This window comes from Streptomyces sp. PT12 (assembly GCF_003311645.1).
Lineage (GTDB): Bacteria > Actinomycetota > Actinomycetes > Streptomycetales > Streptomycetaceae > Streptomyces.
In genome coordinates, this window is record NZ_QEST01000224.1 from 1 (window position 1) to 15,831 (window position 15,831).

General features: G+C 72.8%; 13 protein-coding genes, 1 tRNA gene and 2 pseudogenes. 7 read left to right on the top strand and 9 right to left on the bottom strand.

Going from position 1 to position 15,831, the window contains the following annotated elements; translation table 11 throughout:
- The first annotated feature begins 271 nt into the window (after positions 1-271).
- The 3 genes and pseudogenes from DEH69_RS24115 to DEH69_RS24125 all read left to right on the top strand — a co-directional run bounded on the left by DEH69_RS24115 (position 272) and on the right by DEH69_RS24125 (position 4,121).
- Entirely contained in the window at positions 272-1,306 is a 1,035-nt protein-coding gene (locus DEH69_RS24115) for a site-specific DNA-methyltransferase (RefSeq protein WP_113689098.1), read from the top strand.
- Positions 1,307-1,419: 113 nt separating this feature from the next.
- Positions 1,420-1,704 (top strand): annotated as a pseudogene (locus DEH69_RS33700) (XF1762 family protein); the annotation flags it as partial.
- Positions 1,705-2,444: 740 nt separating this feature from the next.
- Complete coding sequence (locus DEH69_RS24125) at positions 2,445-4,121, top strand: recombinase family protein (protein WP_113689099.1); 1,677 nt, start codon at positions 2,445-2,447, stop codon at positions 4,119-4,121.
- On the opposite strand, the gene DEH69_RS24130 is transcribed toward DEH69_RS24125, so the two are convergent.
- A tRNA-Leu gene (locus tag DEH69_RS24130) sits at positions 4,087-4,171 on the bottom strand. The genes DEH69_RS24125 and DEH69_RS24130 overlap by 35 nt on opposite strands.
- 147 nt (positions 4,172-4,318) lie before the next feature.
- Between DEH69_RS24130 and DEH69_RS24135 the strand changes: the two genes are divergently transcribed.
- Complete coding sequence (locus DEH69_RS24135; RefSeq protein ID WP_113689100.1) at positions 4,319-5,074, top strand: thioesterase II family protein; 756 nt, start codon at positions 4,319-4,321, stop codon at positions 5,072-5,074.
- On the opposite strand, the gene DEH69_RS24140 is transcribed toward DEH69_RS24135, so the two are convergent.
- Positions 5,052-5,618: an ATP-binding protein gene (locus tag DEH69_RS24140; RefSeq protein ID WP_181727581.1), complete on the bottom strand. Its 567-nt coding sequence runs from the start codon at positions 5,616-5,618 to the stop codon at positions 5,052-5,054. The two genes, DEH69_RS24135 and DEH69_RS24140, sit on opposite strands and share 23 nt — an antisense overlap.
- 286 nt (positions 5,619-5,904) lie before the next feature.
- Between DEH69_RS24140 and DEH69_RS24145 the strand changes: the two genes are divergently transcribed.
- Positions 5,905-6,147, top strand: coding sequence for a DUF397 domain-containing protein (locus tag DEH69_RS24145; protein ID WP_113689102.1), 243 nt, complete (start codon positions 5,905-5,907; stop codon positions 6,145-6,147).
- A gap of 90 nt (positions 6,148-6,237) precedes the next feature.
- Positions 6,238-7,159: pseudogene (locus DEH69_RS24150) on the top strand (helix-turn-helix domain-containing protein).
- A 264-nt stretch (positions 7,160-7,423) separates the two neighbouring features.
- Here the strand turns inward: DEH69_RS24150 and DEH69_RS24155 are convergent.
- The 3 genes from DEH69_RS24155 to DEH69_RS24165 form a co-directional block, all read right to left on the bottom strand.
- Positions 7,424-8,239, bottom strand: a complete 816-nt coding sequence (locus DEH69_RS24155; RefSeq protein WP_113689103.1) for an SAM-dependent methyltransferase — start codon at positions 8,237-8,239, stop codon at positions 7,424-7,426.
- Between the two features lie 113 nt (positions 8,240-8,352).
- Positions 8,353-9,291, bottom strand: coding sequence for an alpha/beta fold hydrolase (locus DEH69_RS24160; RefSeq protein ID WP_113689117.1), 939 nt, complete (start codon positions 9,289-9,291; stop codon positions 8,353-8,355).
- 72 nt (positions 9,292-9,363) lie between these two features.
- Entirely contained in the window at positions 9,364-10,155 is a 792-nt protein-coding gene (locus DEH69_RS24165; RefSeq protein WP_113689104.1) for a hypothetical protein, read from the bottom strand.
- Between the two features lie 222 nt (positions 10,156-10,377).
- On the opposite strand from DEH69_RS24165, the gene DEH69_RS24170 reads away from it, so the two are divergent.
- Positions 10,378-12,624: a tetratricopeptide repeat protein gene (locus DEH69_RS24170; protein WP_113689105.1), complete on the top strand. Its 2,247-nt coding sequence runs from the start codon at positions 10,378-10,380 to the stop codon at positions 12,622-12,624.
- Here the strand turns inward: DEH69_RS24170 and DEH69_RS24175 are convergent.
- The 4 genes from DEH69_RS24175 to DEH69_RS24190 form a co-directional block, all read right to left on the bottom strand.
- Positions 12,587-13,942 carry a hypothetical protein gene (locus DEH69_RS24175; protein ID WP_309302900.1) on the bottom strand — a complete coding sequence of 452 codons (1,356 nt, stop codon included), beginning with the start codon at positions 13,940-13,942 and terminating at the stop codon, positions 12,587-12,589. The two genes, DEH69_RS24170 and DEH69_RS24175, sit on opposite strands and share 38 nt — an antisense overlap.
- Complete coding sequence (locus DEH69_RS33505; protein WP_147255811.1) at positions 13,866-14,318, bottom strand: hypothetical protein; 453 nt, start codon at positions 14,316-14,318, stop codon at positions 13,866-13,868. The genes DEH69_RS24175 and DEH69_RS33505 overlap by 77 nt, the downstream gene beginning before the upstream one ends.
- 174 nt (positions 14,319-14,492) lie before the next feature.
- The gene (locus tag DEH69_RS24185; RefSeq protein ID WP_113689108.1) at positions 14,493-15,494 is read right to left on the bottom strand and encodes a serine hydrolase; all 1,002 of its coding nucleotides are present in this window, start codon (positions 15,492-15,494) and stop codon (positions 14,493-14,495) included.
- Between the two features lie 2 nt (positions 15,495-15,496).
- Complete coding sequence (locus tag DEH69_RS24190; RefSeq protein ID WP_113689109.1) at positions 15,497-15,727, bottom strand: hypothetical protein; 231 nt, start codon at positions 15,725-15,727, stop codon at positions 15,497-15,499.
- Between the last annotated feature and the right edge of the window lie 104 nt (positions 15,728-15,831).

Sequence of the window (15,831 nt, forward strand, 5' to 3'; positions counted from 1 at the left end):
GGGTCGGCGCCGCTGGACGATGCGCTGGAAGGCCCCGCTGAACGCCTTCCAGATCGCCTTCGAAGGCCGGCTCACCCCCACCACCAGCCACTGAACCTCAACAACCAAGATCAGCCGTTGACTGGACAGACCCCCACCCCGGCGCAGGCCACCAGCGCACCGAAGAGCTGTGGAGCAACGTCCCCCTCCGCCCGGCCCGGAAGCCGTTTCGGACCACCGACCGCACACGCCACCACGGCCTGTCGGCCCAGGGAACCGAGCGGGGAGGGGCATGACAGCGAAGCCTTCCACGCCGCGCGCGTGGACATCCGTCCGGCGCGTGCGCTGCCGCGAACCGGTCACCCTGCTGACCGGCGACGCCACCCAGACGTTGCGGGCTCTCCCGGCTGGCACGGTCGACTGCGTGGTCACCTCCCCGCCCTACTGGCGGCTGCGTGACTACGCCACCGGCTCCTGGACCGGCGGCAACCCGGACTGCACCCACCCGGCCACTGCCACCACCGAGCGGGTCGGGAACCGGAGTTGCGGCCGATGCGGGGCACGGTGGAGCGACGCCCAGATAGGCCGCGAAGCCACCCTGATCGAGTACATCAACCACCTTCGGCAGGTCTTCGCCGAACTCCACCGCGTCCTCGTTCCCGCGGGGACGGTATGGCTCAACCTCGGCGACAGCTACGCCGCCAACAGCGACGGCTACCCCAACTCCCGCCCCGGCCAGTATCGCCAGCCCGCCCACCGGCCCCGCGCCGACCTGCCCGACAAGAACCTCCTCGGCATGCCCTGGAAAACGGCCTTCGCCCTTCAGGCCGACGGCTGGCTCCTGCGCAACGCCGTCATCTGGCACAAGACCAACGCCGCCCCCTTCCCCGTCCGCGACCGCCTCGCCAACCGACACGAGACCGTCTTCCTCCTGGCCAAACAGCAGCACCACTACCTCGACCCCACCCCGCGCGAACCCGGCAACACCGAGACCGGGCCCCTCGGGCAGACCGAGCGCGGCGAGGACCCGGGAGACGTGTGGTCCATTCCCGTCACCCCGCGCCGCCGCCAGCATCACCCAGCCATCTCACCCCTCCAGATCCCTCTGCGGTGCGTCCACCTCGGCTGCCCACGTGGCGGTCTGGTGTGCGATCCGTTCAGTGGCACGGGCACCACCGGACTCGCCGCGATGCGCCTTGGACGGGCCTATCTCGGCATCGACCTCAACCCGTCCTTCACCCAGCTTGCCGCCAGCCGCCTGACCGGCATCAGCGCAGTCCGCCCCTTGCCCAGCGGACAGGCACCCGCCCCGAGGACGGAGAGATGAGCACTCACCGCGAACCCCCGCGCGCCCTTCGCTCCGAGCGGCTGCGCGCCCACTCCCGAACGCCTCCTTCTCCTCCTTCTGCGGGAAACTGCCTCCACCCGGCCGGGCTTGAGATCATTCCGATCACCTTCCGGCAGGCCACAGAGTTCGTCACGGGCCATCACCGTCACCATCGGCCTGCGCAGGGAATGAAGTTCGCCCTCGGGGTGACGGCCGACGGCACACTCGCCGGGGTCGCGGTCGTCGGCCGTCCGGTGGCCCGCCTCCTGGATGACGGCCGCACCGCTGAGGTGACGCGCACCTGCACCGACGGCACACCCAACGCCAACTCCATGTTGTACGGGGCGGCCTGGCGCGCCGCCCGGGCCATGGGATACCTGCGGCTGATCACCTACACCCAGCGCCAGGTCTGCCGCAGCTGCGAGCACACCGAAGACGCCCATGTCCAACGACCGGCGCACCGGAGCCGGACGCCCCTGCCCTGCCGATGTACGCATCAAGGATGCGGTTGTCCTCTCTATGACGTCGGTGAGAGCGGAGCAAGCCTGCGCGCCGCCGGATTCCGCGCCACCGCCCACCTGCCACCCCGTAACGGCTGGAACCAACCCGGCCGACCCCGTCGGCCCCAGCAGCGAGCCGTCCCGCGCATCCGGTGGGAGATCGCCCGTCAACAACAAGCGCATCCGCGGCAGCCCTCCAGGGGACTCTCATGAGCAGCCGCACTGCGATCACCGCACCCCGGCGCGCGTCCACCGTTGCCCGCGAGGGAGCGATCCGTGTCCCCACAGGCGATGCGGGGATCCCAACCACCGGCCTTGACCTGCGCTTTCGTCTCGTCATACGGTCGAAGGACCGCAGGGAAGCCCGGCACAGGGCACCGCTCCACCAAAGCGGGGGCACCCGTGGCTGAAGACGGCGGCCCGTCCCGCCGCAGCGCGGCGCAGACCGGCGACCGTGGGCCTCAGGCCGGTCGGCCGGACGTCACCGTGATCCTCCCCGAGGAGCCACCGTTGCTCACTTCGCCCGCCGCGGCGGCTCTGCTCCGCCTCGTGTGCAACGTCGCGGACAGCACGACCTGCGCCCACCCCGAGAAGGAGGTGGGCGGCACGACACGGATCGACAGCGAAAGGAGGACAGCGTGACGATCGCCTTCGCCTTCGCGGGCCGGTGCTCCACCGAGGACCAGCAAGACCCCGTCGCATCGAGGAACTGGCAGCTCACCCGCGCACAGACTCTCATCTCCCCCCACGGGTCCATCGTCGCCGAGTACTTCGACATCGGCGACTCCCGTTCCATCCCCTGGAGGCGACGGCCCCAGGCCGCCGCGCTGCTGGACGCCCTCAAAAGCCCCGACCGCGGCTTCGACGCCGTGGTCATCGGCGAGCCCCAACGAGCCTTCTACGGCAACCAGTTCGGCCTGACCTTTCCCGTCTTCACGCACTACGGCGTGCCTCTGTGGGTGCCCGAGGTCGGCGGCCCGATCGACCCCGAATCCGAGGCCCACGACCTCGTCATGTCCGTATTCGGCGGCGTCAGCAAGGGCGAACGCACCCGCATCAAGATCCGCGTCCGCACCGCCATGGCCGCCCAGGCCCGGATCGAAGGCCGCTTCCTGGGCGGGCGCCCGCCCTACGGCTACCGGCTGGTGGACGCCGGACCCCACCCCAACCCGGCCAAGGCCGCCGACGGCAAACGCCTCCACCGGCTCGAGCCCGACCCCGAGACGGCCCTCGTCGTCACGCGCATCTTCACCGAGTACCTGGACGGCATCGGCATCTTCGCCATCGCCCAACGCCTGACCGCCGACGGCATCCCCTGCCCCTCCGCCCACGACCCCGGCCGCAACCGCCACCGTTCCGGCATCGCCTGGTCCAAGAGCGCCGTCCGCACGATCCTGACCAATCCCCGCTACACCGGCCACGAGGTCTGGAACAAACAGCGCAAGGAAGAGACACTCATCGACGTCGAGGACGTCGCCCTGGGCCATCACACCAAGCAGACCTGGAACCACAAGGACGCCTGGGTCCGCTCCGAGGAGCCCACCCACCCCGCCCTGATCACCCCGGACACCTTCGACCACGCCCAGCAGCGCCTGGCCTCCCGCGGCCCCGCCTCCACCGGCCGCCAGGTACGCACCCAGCACCCCTACGCTTTCAAGAGCCTGATCACCCACGGCACCTGCGGACGGCGCATGCAAGGCAACTGGGTCCGCGACGAGGCGTACTACCGCTGCCGCTTCCCCGCCGAATACGCCATCGCCAACACGATCGACCACCCCCGCAGCGCCTACCTCCGCGAAGCCGACCTCATTGACCCGCTGGACACCTGGCTGGCCGGAGCCTTCACCCCCCGACGCATCGAGCACTCCCTCACCGCCATCGAGGAAGCCCAGCCGCAGAGCCACCCGCAGGCCGAAGCACTCCGGCGCGCCCTGGCCGAATGCGACCACAAGCTGGCCCGGCACCGCGCCGCACTGGAAGCGGGAGCCGATCCCTCCCTTGTCGCCTCCTGGAGCCGCGAGGTCCAGGCCGAGCGCCTCACGGCGGAAACGCGGCTCAAGCAGCTCAAAGGCCCCACCGGCCCGGCGCAGCGGATGAGCCGCCAGGAGATCCGCGACCTCGTCGACGCCCTCGGCGGCCTGCTCAATATCCTTCGCCAGGCCGACCCGGCGGACAAGGCCGAGGTGTACCGCCACCTGGGTCTACGCTTGACCTACGACCATGAAAAACAAGAGGTGCTGGCCGAGTCCCGGCCAGCACCACGCGTGGGCGTACTGTTCGTGTCCGAGGGGGGACTTGAACCCCCACGCCCTTAATCGGGCACTAGCACCTCAAGCTAGCGCGTCTGCCATTCCGCCACCCGGACGGGGTGTCTGTGCAACGGGTTGGCCGTTGCGGTGACGGGGAAACCATATCAAGCTCAGGGGGGTGCTCTCACTCGCGTTCCGGCCGGTGGGCCGGGTCAAGGGCCGTGTGGGGACCCGGAGTCGGTGAGAACGAGGAGGCTTGGGCCATGTCAGGAGGCGACGCCTGGATCCGGCGGTTCCACCCGGCGCCCGAGGGGCGCACGCGCCTGGTGTGCTTTCCGCACGCGGGCGGTTCGGCCAGCTTCTACCATCCGCTCTCGGCCGCCCTGCACCCCGACATCGAGGTGCTGACCGTGCAGTACCCGGGGCGCCAGGACCGCAGGGGCGAGCCGTTCGTGACGGAGATCCTGCCGCTCGCCGAGCGCGTCGCCGAGGCGCTCGGGCCCTGGCAGCGCGAGCCGTGGGCGTTCTTCGGGCACAGCATGGGGGCGGTGCTCGCGTTCGAGACGGCGCGCGTGCTGGAGCGCACGCCGGGGGCGCCGCCGTTGGCCGCGCTCGTCGTCTCGGGGCGCCGTGGGCCCGCGACATGGCGTGACGAGGCGTTCCACCGGCAGGACGACGAGGGGCTGATCGCCGAGATTCGGCGGCTGAACGGCACCGAGAAAGGGGTGCTCGACAACGAGGAGCTGCTGCGGATGGTCCTGCCCGCGGTGCGCAACGACTACCGCGCCATCGAGACCTACCGCGGCGATCCGCTGGCCAGGATCAACGCCCCGATCTCGGCGTTCATCGGCGACCGCGACCCCAAGTCCACCGTGGCGGAGGCCGAGCGCTGGGCCGGTCACACGCAGGCGGGCTTCGACCTGCACGTCTTCGACGGCGGGCACTTCTATCTGGTCGATCGGCAGGTCGAGGTGGTGCAGCGCATCACCGACTGCCTCAAGCGCGCCGCCGGTCGCTGACCCGGTGCGCCTCCTCGTCGGCTGCCGAGGCACCGAGCGACTTCAACCATGAGGGGCCGCTGAGGAGTTCGAGCAGGAGCAGGAGTCTGGTCAGCGGCTCCCACTCCGCCGACGCGTCCGGGGGGACGAGCAGCGCCCACACGGCCTTGCCGTGCCGGTCGGGCGTCGTCCAGCCCCAGCGCTCCGCGAGCGACTCCAGCACATGCAGGCCGCGGCCCGACTCCTCGAAGTGATCGGGCTCCTTCAGACGCGGGACCTCGGTGCCCGGGTCGAACACCGCGCACAGGACCGAGCCCTCGCAGTGCACGAACGTCAGCAGGATCGGCTGCCGCGGCGTGGCGGGCGGCAGCGGCGCGCGCTCGCCCTGCCGGGGCAGGCCGTAGCGCATGGCGTTGGTCACTAACTCCGAGACGATCACGGTCGCGTCGTCGGTGAGTGCGTCAAGTCCCCAGCCCGCCAGGGTCGTTCGCGTCATGCGTCGTGCGGCCGACGGCGTCTGTGGCGCGTCGGACAGCGGGAACGTCGCGAACCCCGCCGTGTTCACGGCCCTGCCTCCCGGTAGCTGCCCGGCATGGAGCGGTGCCATGGCGGCGAACGGGAGAGCTGGCATCAAGACCTCCGCGACGTAGTGACGTGACCCTCGGCGGCGACGGGTGCGCTGGGTCCATCCTTGTGGACCCAGCGTATCGCTGCAAGTACACCTGAAAGAACGAATGTAAGAACAGCTGCAAGAACAGGTGCAAGAACGCTCGGTTCGTGGGCAGAATTTGTTCAGTAGCCGCCCACACCCCACCCCACCCCGGGCGGCGCGACCCCACAGAGGAGTGCACATGCCGAGGTTCGCCAACGGTGTCCCCGCCGCCCTGATCGAGGAAGCGGCCTGGCGGAAGAGCGCGCGGAGCAACCCCAACGGGAACTGTGTGGAGATGGCTGGCCTGCCCGGTGGCGATGTGGCCGTGCGCAACTCCCGTGACCCCGAGGGCCCCGCGCTGATCTACACCCACGCCGAGATGACGGCGTTCATCCAGGGCGCGAAGGACGGCGACTTCGACGACCTGGTCGCCGCCGACTGACCGGCTCACCCTGAGTGGCGCCTGAGCGACTGTACGCCTCGCCCGAACAGTGCAACACTTGGGCGCGAATTCAACACTCAGGGGACACACATGGCGTCAGCTCAGGCAGGGCGCGCCTCGGCGGTGCGCGACATCCTCGCGCACCCGCGGGGCGGACCCACCGTTCTGCGGATCGTGCTCGGCACCCACCTGCGGAGGTTGCGCGAGGCGTGCGGCATCACGCGCGAGGCCGCGGGGGGACGCGATCCGCGGTTCGCACGCGAAGATCAGCAGACTTGAGCTGGGCCGGGTGGGCGCCAAGGAGCGGGACATCGCCGACCTCCTCACGCTGTACGGGGTGGACGACGAGTCCCAGCGCGAGCAGTTCCTGACGCTCGCCCGGCAGTCCAACGTGCCGGGCTGGTGGCAGCGTTACAGCGACGTCCTGCCGCCGTGGTTCGAGACGATGATCGGCCTCGAGGAGGCCGCGTCGGTCATCCGCACCTATGAGGTGCAGTTCATCCCCGGGCTGCTCCAGACCGCCGACTACGCGCGTGCCTGCATCAGGCTCGGCAACCCCCGGGCCTCCGACCGCGAGGTCAACCGCCGCGTCGAGCTGCGGATGGAGCGCCAGCGCTTCCTGATGGAGCCGGGAGCGCCCAAGCTGTGGGCCGTGGTGGACGAGGCCGCGCTGCGCCGCCCGCTCGGCGGCGACGAGGCGATGCGCCAGCAGATCAAGCACCTGCGCGAGCTGTCCGAGCGGCCGAACATCACCGTTCAGATAGCGCCATTCCGGATCGGTGGGCTGGCCGCCGCGGGCGGGCCGATCACGATCCTGCGCTTCCTCGAGCCCGACCTGCCCGACATCGTGTACCTGGAGCAGCTCAACAGCGCTCTCTACCTGGACAAGCGGGACGACGTCGAGGACTACCTCGCGGTCATGGACAGCCTGTGCGCCACCGCCGAGCCCCACGGCAAGACGGCCGAGCTGCTCGACCACATCAGGCTCAGGGACGAGCTGAAGCGCAGCTGAGCCCTGACCTGGCGGCTTCCGGGGGAGTCGTGCGGCGGCCCCCGACGCTCAGCCCGCGCCGCGGGTGCCTGCCTGCCTCCGGGGGCCCCGGGAGCCGGGTCGCAGACCGTGCGGGGCGGCTTCCCGGTCTTCCCCGGACATGGCCCGGGGACCCCGCAGGGGGCGCGGGCCCGAAGACGGCCATCCGGGCCCCCGGACAACGCCCGGGGGCCCGGTGAGTACCGGACTCGACGCCGCGGGCGCGCCCGGAACGCCCGGCAAGGGCTACGGCTTGCGGGCCACGCCGCCGAACTCGATCCACTCGTCGGTCTGTTGCTTCGGGCCAAGCTCCGAGTCGGGGCGCCAGCCGCTGATCTCGACCAGGCCGGGGTCCAGGATCTCAAGACCTTCGAAGTACCGCTCGACCTCGTGCGGTTCACGCAGTCGGCCCCAGTTGCCGCCCGTGCTCTCCACCAGGAAGTCGGTGAGCCGCTTGCGGGTCTCGGCGTCGTCGCTCACGAGCTGGTTGATCACCAGGAAGCTCCCCGAGGGCAGTTGGTCGACCACCCGGCGGATGACTCCCCAGGGGTCGCTCGAGTCGGGGATGCAGTGCAGCACCGAGACGAACAACGCGCCCACCGGCTCGTCGAAGTCGATCAGCCGCTGGACGTCGGGGTGGGCGAAGATGGCCTCGGTGTCCCTGAAGTCGGCGTGGATCACGGTCGTCTTGTCGTTCTCCTGGAGCAGCGCGCGCCCGTGGGCCAGCACGATCGGGTCGTTGTCGATGTAGACCACGCGCGACGACGGGTCGATGCGCTGCGCCACCTGGTGCACATTGTCCTGGGTGGGCAGCCCTGAGCCGTGGTCGATGAACTGCCGGATGCCGTAGTCCTCGGCCAGGATCCGGACCACGCGCTGGAGGAAGCGGCGGTTGTTGATCGCCAGCGGCCTCGAACTGGGCGCCGCCTTCTCCAGCTCCGCGTAAGCGGTCCTGTCCACGGCGTAGTTGTCCTTGCCGCCCAGGGCGTAGTCGTAGATGCGCGCGACGCTTGGGACGTTGACGTTGATCTCCGGCGGCGCTTCCTCGCGGGCTCCGGCCATGCTGTCCACTCTCCCTCGATTTCGTTCTTCCCGGACTCAAATCCTCGCATGTCAGCGAGAGTTGACGGACCGTTGGCTCGGTGGCCCGGTGAAGCCGTTGGCCGTCGCCCGGCTCAGGCGGCGACCCGCTCGTCCAGCCACGCGACGAGAGCGGCGAACACCTCGTGCCGGTTGGTCTCGTTGAGGATCTCGTGGCGTGCTCCTTCCCAGGCCCGCCAGCTCAACTCGCGGATACCCGCATGGCGGAAGTCCTCAAGCAGCTCGTACACCAGCGTCATTCCCGAGTGGCACGGGTCCTGGTCGCCGACCACGACATGGACGGGCAGGTCGCGCGGGATGTCGGCCTGCCCCGCCGGGTCGTTGATCTTCCGCACGCCCGTCACCCAGTCCAGCGAGAGCCCCGCGCTGAACGGGAACCCGCAGCGCTCGTCGGCGACGTACGCGTCCACCTCCGCCTCGTCACGCGACAGCCACTCGAAGCCGGTGCGGAACGGGTAGGGGTCGTTGAACGACGCGAACAGGTCGGGCACGAACGACGACCTGGCGCCGCGCCCGCCGCGTTCGATCTCCGCGCCGAGCCGTTGGATCGCCGTCTCCGGCTCGCACCCTGGCAGGGAGCGGAAAGTCCCGCACAGGATCAGCCCGTTGAGCGCCGCGCCGTGCTCCTGGGCGTAGTCGCGGGCCAGTTGGGAGCCCATGGAGTGCCCGAACAGCGCGAACGGCAGCCCGGGCAACTCCGCGCGGGCCCGCTCGCCGACGGCGTGCAGGTCCTCGACCACCGCGCGCCAGCCCGAGTCGCCCACCACGCCGAGGCCGCCGGTGTGGGGGGCCGTCGCGCCGTGGCCGCGGTGGTCCGACGCGATCACCGCGTAGCCGTGCGCGGTGAGGTGCCGGGCGAACGCGTCGTAGCGCAGGGCGTGTTCGGCGGCGCCATGGGCCAACTGCACCCAGCCGCGCGGCGGTACGGCGTCGGGCGGCCAGGTCCAGGTGGCGATGGGAACGCCGTCGGTCGCGGTCGTGTGATCGGCGCGGGGCGCCGCCGTGCGCTGGATGTCCACGAATCCCTCCTCGTCCAGGACGGTGCCGGATCCGGCCAGTATGGAACGCCGCACCGCGGCCGGGGCTCATGTCGCGTGCAGCGCCGTGAAGCGGTGCAGCGCCGCCTGCGCGTGGATCAGCCGCTCGTCGAGCGGGCTGCTCGCCGCCGCGCGATAGAGGCCGCGGGCGTGGCCGAAGGCCAGCAGGCGCCGCCCCAGCGGGCCGCGCCGCCACGCGACGCTCTTGGGCCGCCCCCAGGTCAGCAGCTGGGTGACGAGGCCGAAGGTGCCGAGCGCCACGAGCAGCGAGATCAGCAGCGCGAGCAGCCACAGCGGAAGCAGCGCGGTGAACGCCAGCCAGCCCGCCGCGGTGCCTTGCCGCCCGGTGACCGGTGGCCCGCCGTCGGCCGGGTGGATCGTCCAGGTCGCGCGGCGCAGCAGCGGCGTGCGGGACCTGACGACCGTGCCGAGCGGGCGGCCATCGGCGTCCACGACCTCGAACAGGCCAGGCCAGGCGCCGACTTCGCGCGGCTCCACCGTCGCGAGCGGCGCGCCGTCCGGGGCGAACAGGTCGAGCGCCGGGTGCGGGTCCCCGCCGCCGAGCCTGGCGCGTTCCTCCACCTCGGCCACGGTCACCTCGCCCAAGGGCGCCTCGGCCACGGTCACCTCGCCCAGGGGCACATGGGCCGCGGCGCCTCGGCCCTGCCGCGCGCCCCCGGCCTCCTGGCCCGCCGCCCGCCGCAGCCGCACCGTGGCAAGCGGCGCGCGCCCCGGATGCCCCGCGATCGCCAGCGTCTCGCCCACCACCCAGGCGCCCGTGCGCATCCCGGCCGCCCCCTCGACCTCCACCGTGAAGCCCACCGACCCGCCCACCGCCATGCCCGTCCCTTTCGAATGCCTTTCGGGTGCCTTTCGGGTGCCGCCCGTTGCCGCCGTCCGCCGTCGCCGTCTTCCGTGACTCTGCCCCGCGATCCGCGCCGGGACTCGGGCGGCACCCCGGTGCCATCGGCGCCCGGGCCGCCGACGCCGCGAGGATGACCCGGTGTCATCGAGCGGGTAACGTGGCGCCGTTGCCGGACCACGGAGGGGGACGAGGGGGACATGGAGGTTTTCGGCCCAGCGATCATCGCCGCCCTGGCCAACGCGATGGTGACCGGCGCGGGGCAGGAGGCCGGGCGCGTCTCCGTCGGGCCGCTGGCCGCGCTGCTCCGCCGGATGGGCCGCGGGCGCCGCGCCGACGGCGACGACGCGCCCCCGCCCGAGCCGAGCGACGACCCGGCCCGGATGCTGCGGCTCGCCGAGGCCATCGTCGAACGCGCCCGCGACGACGAGGAGATCGCCGCCCTGCTGCGGCGGTTCGCGCGCGAGGAGACCCCCGAGCGGCTGGCCACCATCGAGCCGTCCTATGCGTCGTTCGTCAACCGCGAGGAGGCCATCGCCCAGGTGCGCGAGCTGGTGGCCGAGGCGCCCGAGCGGCCCCGGCTGCTGCTCATCGTCGGCGAGGCCGGGATCGGCAAGAGCGCCCTGGCCGTTCGGCTGGCCAGGGAGCTCGACGACCTGCTGCCGGGCGACCAACTCCACGTCGATCTCAGGGGACATGCGACGGGCGAGGCGCTTACCCCCAGCGCGGCGGCGACCGACCTGCTGTACAAGCTGGGCTCCTACCCCGGCACCGTCGGGCCCAGGTTCGCCGAGCAACGCGCCCTGCTCCAGGCGCGGTTGCGCGGGAACCGCGCCCTGGTGATCCTCGACAACGCCGAGTCGCCCGAGCAGGTGGACCAGCTTGTGGTGGGCGGCCCTGGCTCGCTCTTCGTGGTCACCACCCGGCACCGGATGCCGGGCCTGGTCGGCAAGTACGGCGCCCGCGTGCTGCTGCTTGGGCCGCTCGCCGACGCCCATGTCGAGACGCTCCTCGTCGAGGACGGCCGCGTCGACCCCGGCGCCCTGGCCGCCCCCGAGGCCAGGGAGCTGGTCCGCCGCTGCGGTGGGCACCCGGCCAGGGTGTGGGACATCGTGGCCCAACTCGCCCATGGCGAACGGCTGGAGGAGATCGCCCGCGCGGAAGCCGGTGGCGCCTCCTGGCCCGACGCCGTGGAACGCCGCTATCGGGCACTCGGCCCCGCCGCCGCCCGGCTGCACCGGCTGCTCGGGCAGCTGCCGCCGGTCGTGCAGGGCGCTGGCCCCGTCGCGGCCCTCTGCGGCCTCGCCGACGAGGCCGAGGCCCAGGACCTGCTCGACGAGCTGGCCGGGCGGCGCCTGGTCGAGGTCAGCCGCCCCGAGGGGCCCCGCAGGTACCGGCAGACCATGGAGGCCCACCGGCACGCCGCGACGCTCGCGGACCCCGACGCCGACGCGGCGGTGGAGCGCTGGCTCGCCTGGTGCCTGGCCACCGCGGTGGAGGCCGAGGTCAGCGTCATGCGCGGACGCTGGTACGTCGGCGCCGCGGCCAGGGCGCAGGCCCGCCGCGAGCCCGTCCACTCCCGCAAGCGGGCGCTCGACCTGCTGCTCACCGAGCGCGCGGTGCTGGTCGCGGCCGTGCGCACCGCGGCCGAGCGCGAGCGGTTCGCGCTCGTGTGGCAGCTGTGCGAGGCCATGTGGGGCCTGCACCTGCGGCGCGGCTTCCACGAGGACTGCCTGCGCACCCACGCGCTTGGCATTGGCGCGGCGCTGGCCGTCGGCGACTCCCGCGCGCTGGCGCGCATGCGGGTGCAGCGCGGCTTCTCGCTGCTGGCGCTCGGCCAACTCGACGCCGCCGAGGCGGACTTCCGGGCCGCGTTCGCCGCCGAACGCGACGACCACCCGCGCGGCCGCGCCACGGCTCTCGAATCGCTCGGCCTGCTGCGGCTGCGGCAGCGGCGGTTCGACGACGCGCTCGACCTCTTCCACGAGGCCCTGACCTTCGCCGAACGGGCCGGTGACCCACGGGCGTTGGCCCTGCTGGCGCACCACGTCGGCCGGGCGCGCTACGGCGCGGGCGCCTACCCCGAGGCCCTGCGCCAACTGGACGCCGCGCTCGCCGAGATGAGGGCCCTGCCGACCCCCGACCGGTACAACGAGGCCCGGGTGCTGACCAGTCTGGGCGAGGCCAGGCTCGCCGCGGGCGATCACGCGGGCGCGCGGGGGCCGTTGGACGCCGCGCTTGAGATCATGGCCGACGAGGAGGGCGCGTTGATCCAGGAGGCCGCGATCGTCGAGCTGCGCGCCCGCTGCGAGGACGACGCCGAGCGCCGCCGCGCGCTGTGGCGGCGCGCCCGCCAGGTGCACAAGACGACGGGGGACACGGTGGGGGAGGAGCGCGTTCTGGCCCTGCTCATGGAAGAGGAGCCCGGGGCCGGGGAAGGTCGGTGACCGCGACGCGGTGGCGCGCCGCCCCGGTGCGCACCGTGATGCCGCTGGCCAGCTCATCGATGGACTTGCCCCGGCTCAGCCAGGCGTGGAGCGCGGACGCGTAGACCGCGGGGTCACACAGGTCGGGGCTGCCATCGGGGGCCGGGACGGCCATGACGCGCAGCAGCCGCCCGTCCCTGGTGCGCGCGGTGCAGCGGTCGGGGCCCGAGACGAAGACGGTGAGCGCCGCCCCCGGGTGGCGCGCTGCCGCCTCGGCGGTCCAGGCGCTGCCGGGCCCGAGGCGCGGGTCGTCGTCGCTGCCCCGGCGCACGATCACCGCGGCCAGGGCGAGGCGGCTTGGGTCGGCGCACTCCTCGTCGACGGACACATGGACGTCGTGCACGGTCCAGCCGCGCTCTGGCGCCGGTCCGGCGAAGCGGGCCACCTCGATCTCGGGCGGCTCGCCGGGGTCCGCGCCGAGCAGGCGGGTCAGCACGGTCAACGGTGCGGTGCGCACGGGGGGTTGGAACGCGGGCAGCGGCAGCGGGTCGAGCAGCGCGGGCCGTTGGTCCGGCTCGGGCAGGCCGATCAGCCGATAGCTCAGCTCCCGCAGCAGGGCGGCCGACTCGCCCGGCGCCGAGGTGAGTTGGCCCGTGATGGCGGCATGGCGGCCGGGGTCATGGCCCTCGATCGCCTCGGTCAGCTGGGGGAGCAGCGCGGCGGCCGGGCGCAACGCCGGTGCGGCGCGGCCGAGTTGGGCGACCGGGGAGGCGGGGTCGAGCCGGTCGGCGGGAAACGCGCCGAGCAGCACCGGGGTGCCGAGCGCGGCCGCGTAGAAGGTGACCGAGCCGAAGTCGCCCAGGACGCAGTCGGCGGCGACGAGCGCCTGCTGCCAGCCGTCGAGCGGGTCGGCGAGCGTCAGCCCCGCCGCCTCGGCCGCGCGGCACCAGGCCCGGATCTGCCCGGGGCCGTGCGCGTACCAGATGTTGGGGTGGAGCACGGCCACCACCCGGTACTCGTCGGCGGGCAACTCGGCGACCAGCCGGGGGAGCAGGGCGGGCAGGACGTCGTCGCCGCTGTCGCCGAAGAGGGAGTCGGGGTTCCACGTGGAGTTCAGGAGGACGAGCCGCTGGCCCTCGCCGACGCCCAGCGCCCGGCGGAAGCGTGCGCGGTCGGCGCGGGCCGCGAGCAGCCGGTCGTAGCAGGGGTCACCGGCGAGCACGGCCGTCGGGGCGGCCTCGGGGCAGGCGGCGCGCAGCCGCTCACGCTGCTCGGGGTGGGAGAGCACGATGGTGTGCGCGATGGGCCGCCCCTCGTGCAGCAGCCACTCGGGCGCCATCCCGAACACGGGTGGGCCCGCGGCGTCCGGCGTCCGGCGTCCGGCGTCCGGCGTCCGGCGTCCGGCGTCCGGCGTCCGGCGTTGACAGCGTCTTATTGTACCCCGCGCCATGGGAGAGAACGACCAAAGTGCCCTGGATTCTATGCAGTTGACCGCCGTAGCTGGCGCTGATCGCCAGGTCGACCGGGGTGCGCAGGGCCTGCTCCCAGGGCAGCACGGGCAGCCCGAGCCGGGCGAACAGCTCCGGCACCCCCGCCTGGAACGGCGACGAGCCGGTGCAGGTCACCATCAGTTGGATGCGCAGGTCGTCGCGGAAGAGCGGCAGGATGTCGAGCAGCCGGGTCGCCGAGGTGACGTTGTGCACCACGAGCAGCACGCGGCGGCACCGCCCTCGCGTAACCCACTCCCCGGCCCCCGCTCCGACCGGCACCCTGATCTCGTCCCCCTGGACTCCCTGGAGCATCCGCCCAACATAAGCCACGGGGGACGGCGGGTTCGCGTCGCTCCGCGAGCGACCTCTCCGCAGCGGACGGTTTCAGTGCGGGACGTCTCAGCGCCGGGACAGCTCCGCGAGGAGGCCGAGGCCCGTGCGGGTGGTCGGGTGGGGGTTGGCGCTCAGGATGACCACGGCCGTCTGCCGCTCGGGGGTGAGCGCGAGCAGGGAGCGGTATCCGCCGGTGCCGCCGTTGTGCATCAGGGTGTCGTCGCCGCCCCCGCCGAGCAGCCGTAGCCCGATCCAGCCCGGGTGCGCGGTCGCCTTGCCGCCCAGCGGGTGGCCGCTGGCCCGGGTGAGCGCCATCGCCGCGGCCAACGGGCCTGGAGCGTCGCCGAGTTGGGCCATGGCGAAGCTCAGCAGGTCGGACGCCGTCGAGTGCAGGCCCGCGGCCGGGGCCAGGGCGGCCGTGTGCCAGCGGGGGACGCGGCGCCCGGTGCGGGAGTGCCCTGGGGCCAGGCGCGCGACGCGCTCGTCGTCCAGGCGCACCCTGGTGTCGGCCAGGCCGAGCGGGTCGCACACCTCGGCGCGGACGAGCGCCTCGTAGTCCAGGCCCGTGTGCTCGGCCAGGGCGAGCCCGAGCAGCCCCACGCCCACGTTGGAGTAGTGGAAGCGCTCGCCCGGCGCCGAGCGGAGCCTGGTGCGGGCGAGCCCGTCGAGCACCTTCTCCCGTGTGTACCCGGCGTAGGGGTCGGGGCCCGGCAGCAGCGCGCGGGGCAGCATCCCCTTGGGCAGCTTGGGCAGCCCCGAGGTGTGGCACGCCAGATGGCCGAGCTCGATGGCCCGCCCGCCGCGCTCGGGGACGCGCGTGCCCGCGGGCAGCAGCTCGCGCACCGGCAGGTCGAGGGCTACCTCCCCGCGCACGGCCAGCCTGGCCAGCGCGAGTGAGGTGAACGTCTTGCTGAGCGAGCCGATCTCGAAGACGGCCCTGGGGTCCGCGCCGTGGAAGGCGCACTCGCCCTCGCGCACCGCCGCCACCGCCAGGGCGCCGGGGCGGCCGCGGCCAAGCCGCTCCGCGGCGCGCTCCACCAGCTCGTCCAACGCCGTCGCGGCCCGCATCCTCAGTCCTTTCCGAGGCCGAGGAACGTCCGGCCCCCGTACTTCTTGTGCACCGCCTGCTTGGACACCCCGAGCGCCGCCGCGATCCGCGTCCAGGTCGCCCCGTCGTTGCGCGCCCGGCGCACCAGGACCGCCTCCTCGCGCTCCAGGCGCTGGCGCAGCTCGCTAATGGCACGCAGTGCCGCCAGCGGATCGGACTCCTCGGTGAGCGGGGAGAGGTCGATGTCGCCCATGCCGTCAACCTTGGTTGACGAGGCGGGGTCCTGTCAACCCAGGCTGACGAAGGGAAGGGGGCCCCGCTGTGTCGTCGCCGAGCGGCGCATCCGAAGATGGGCGT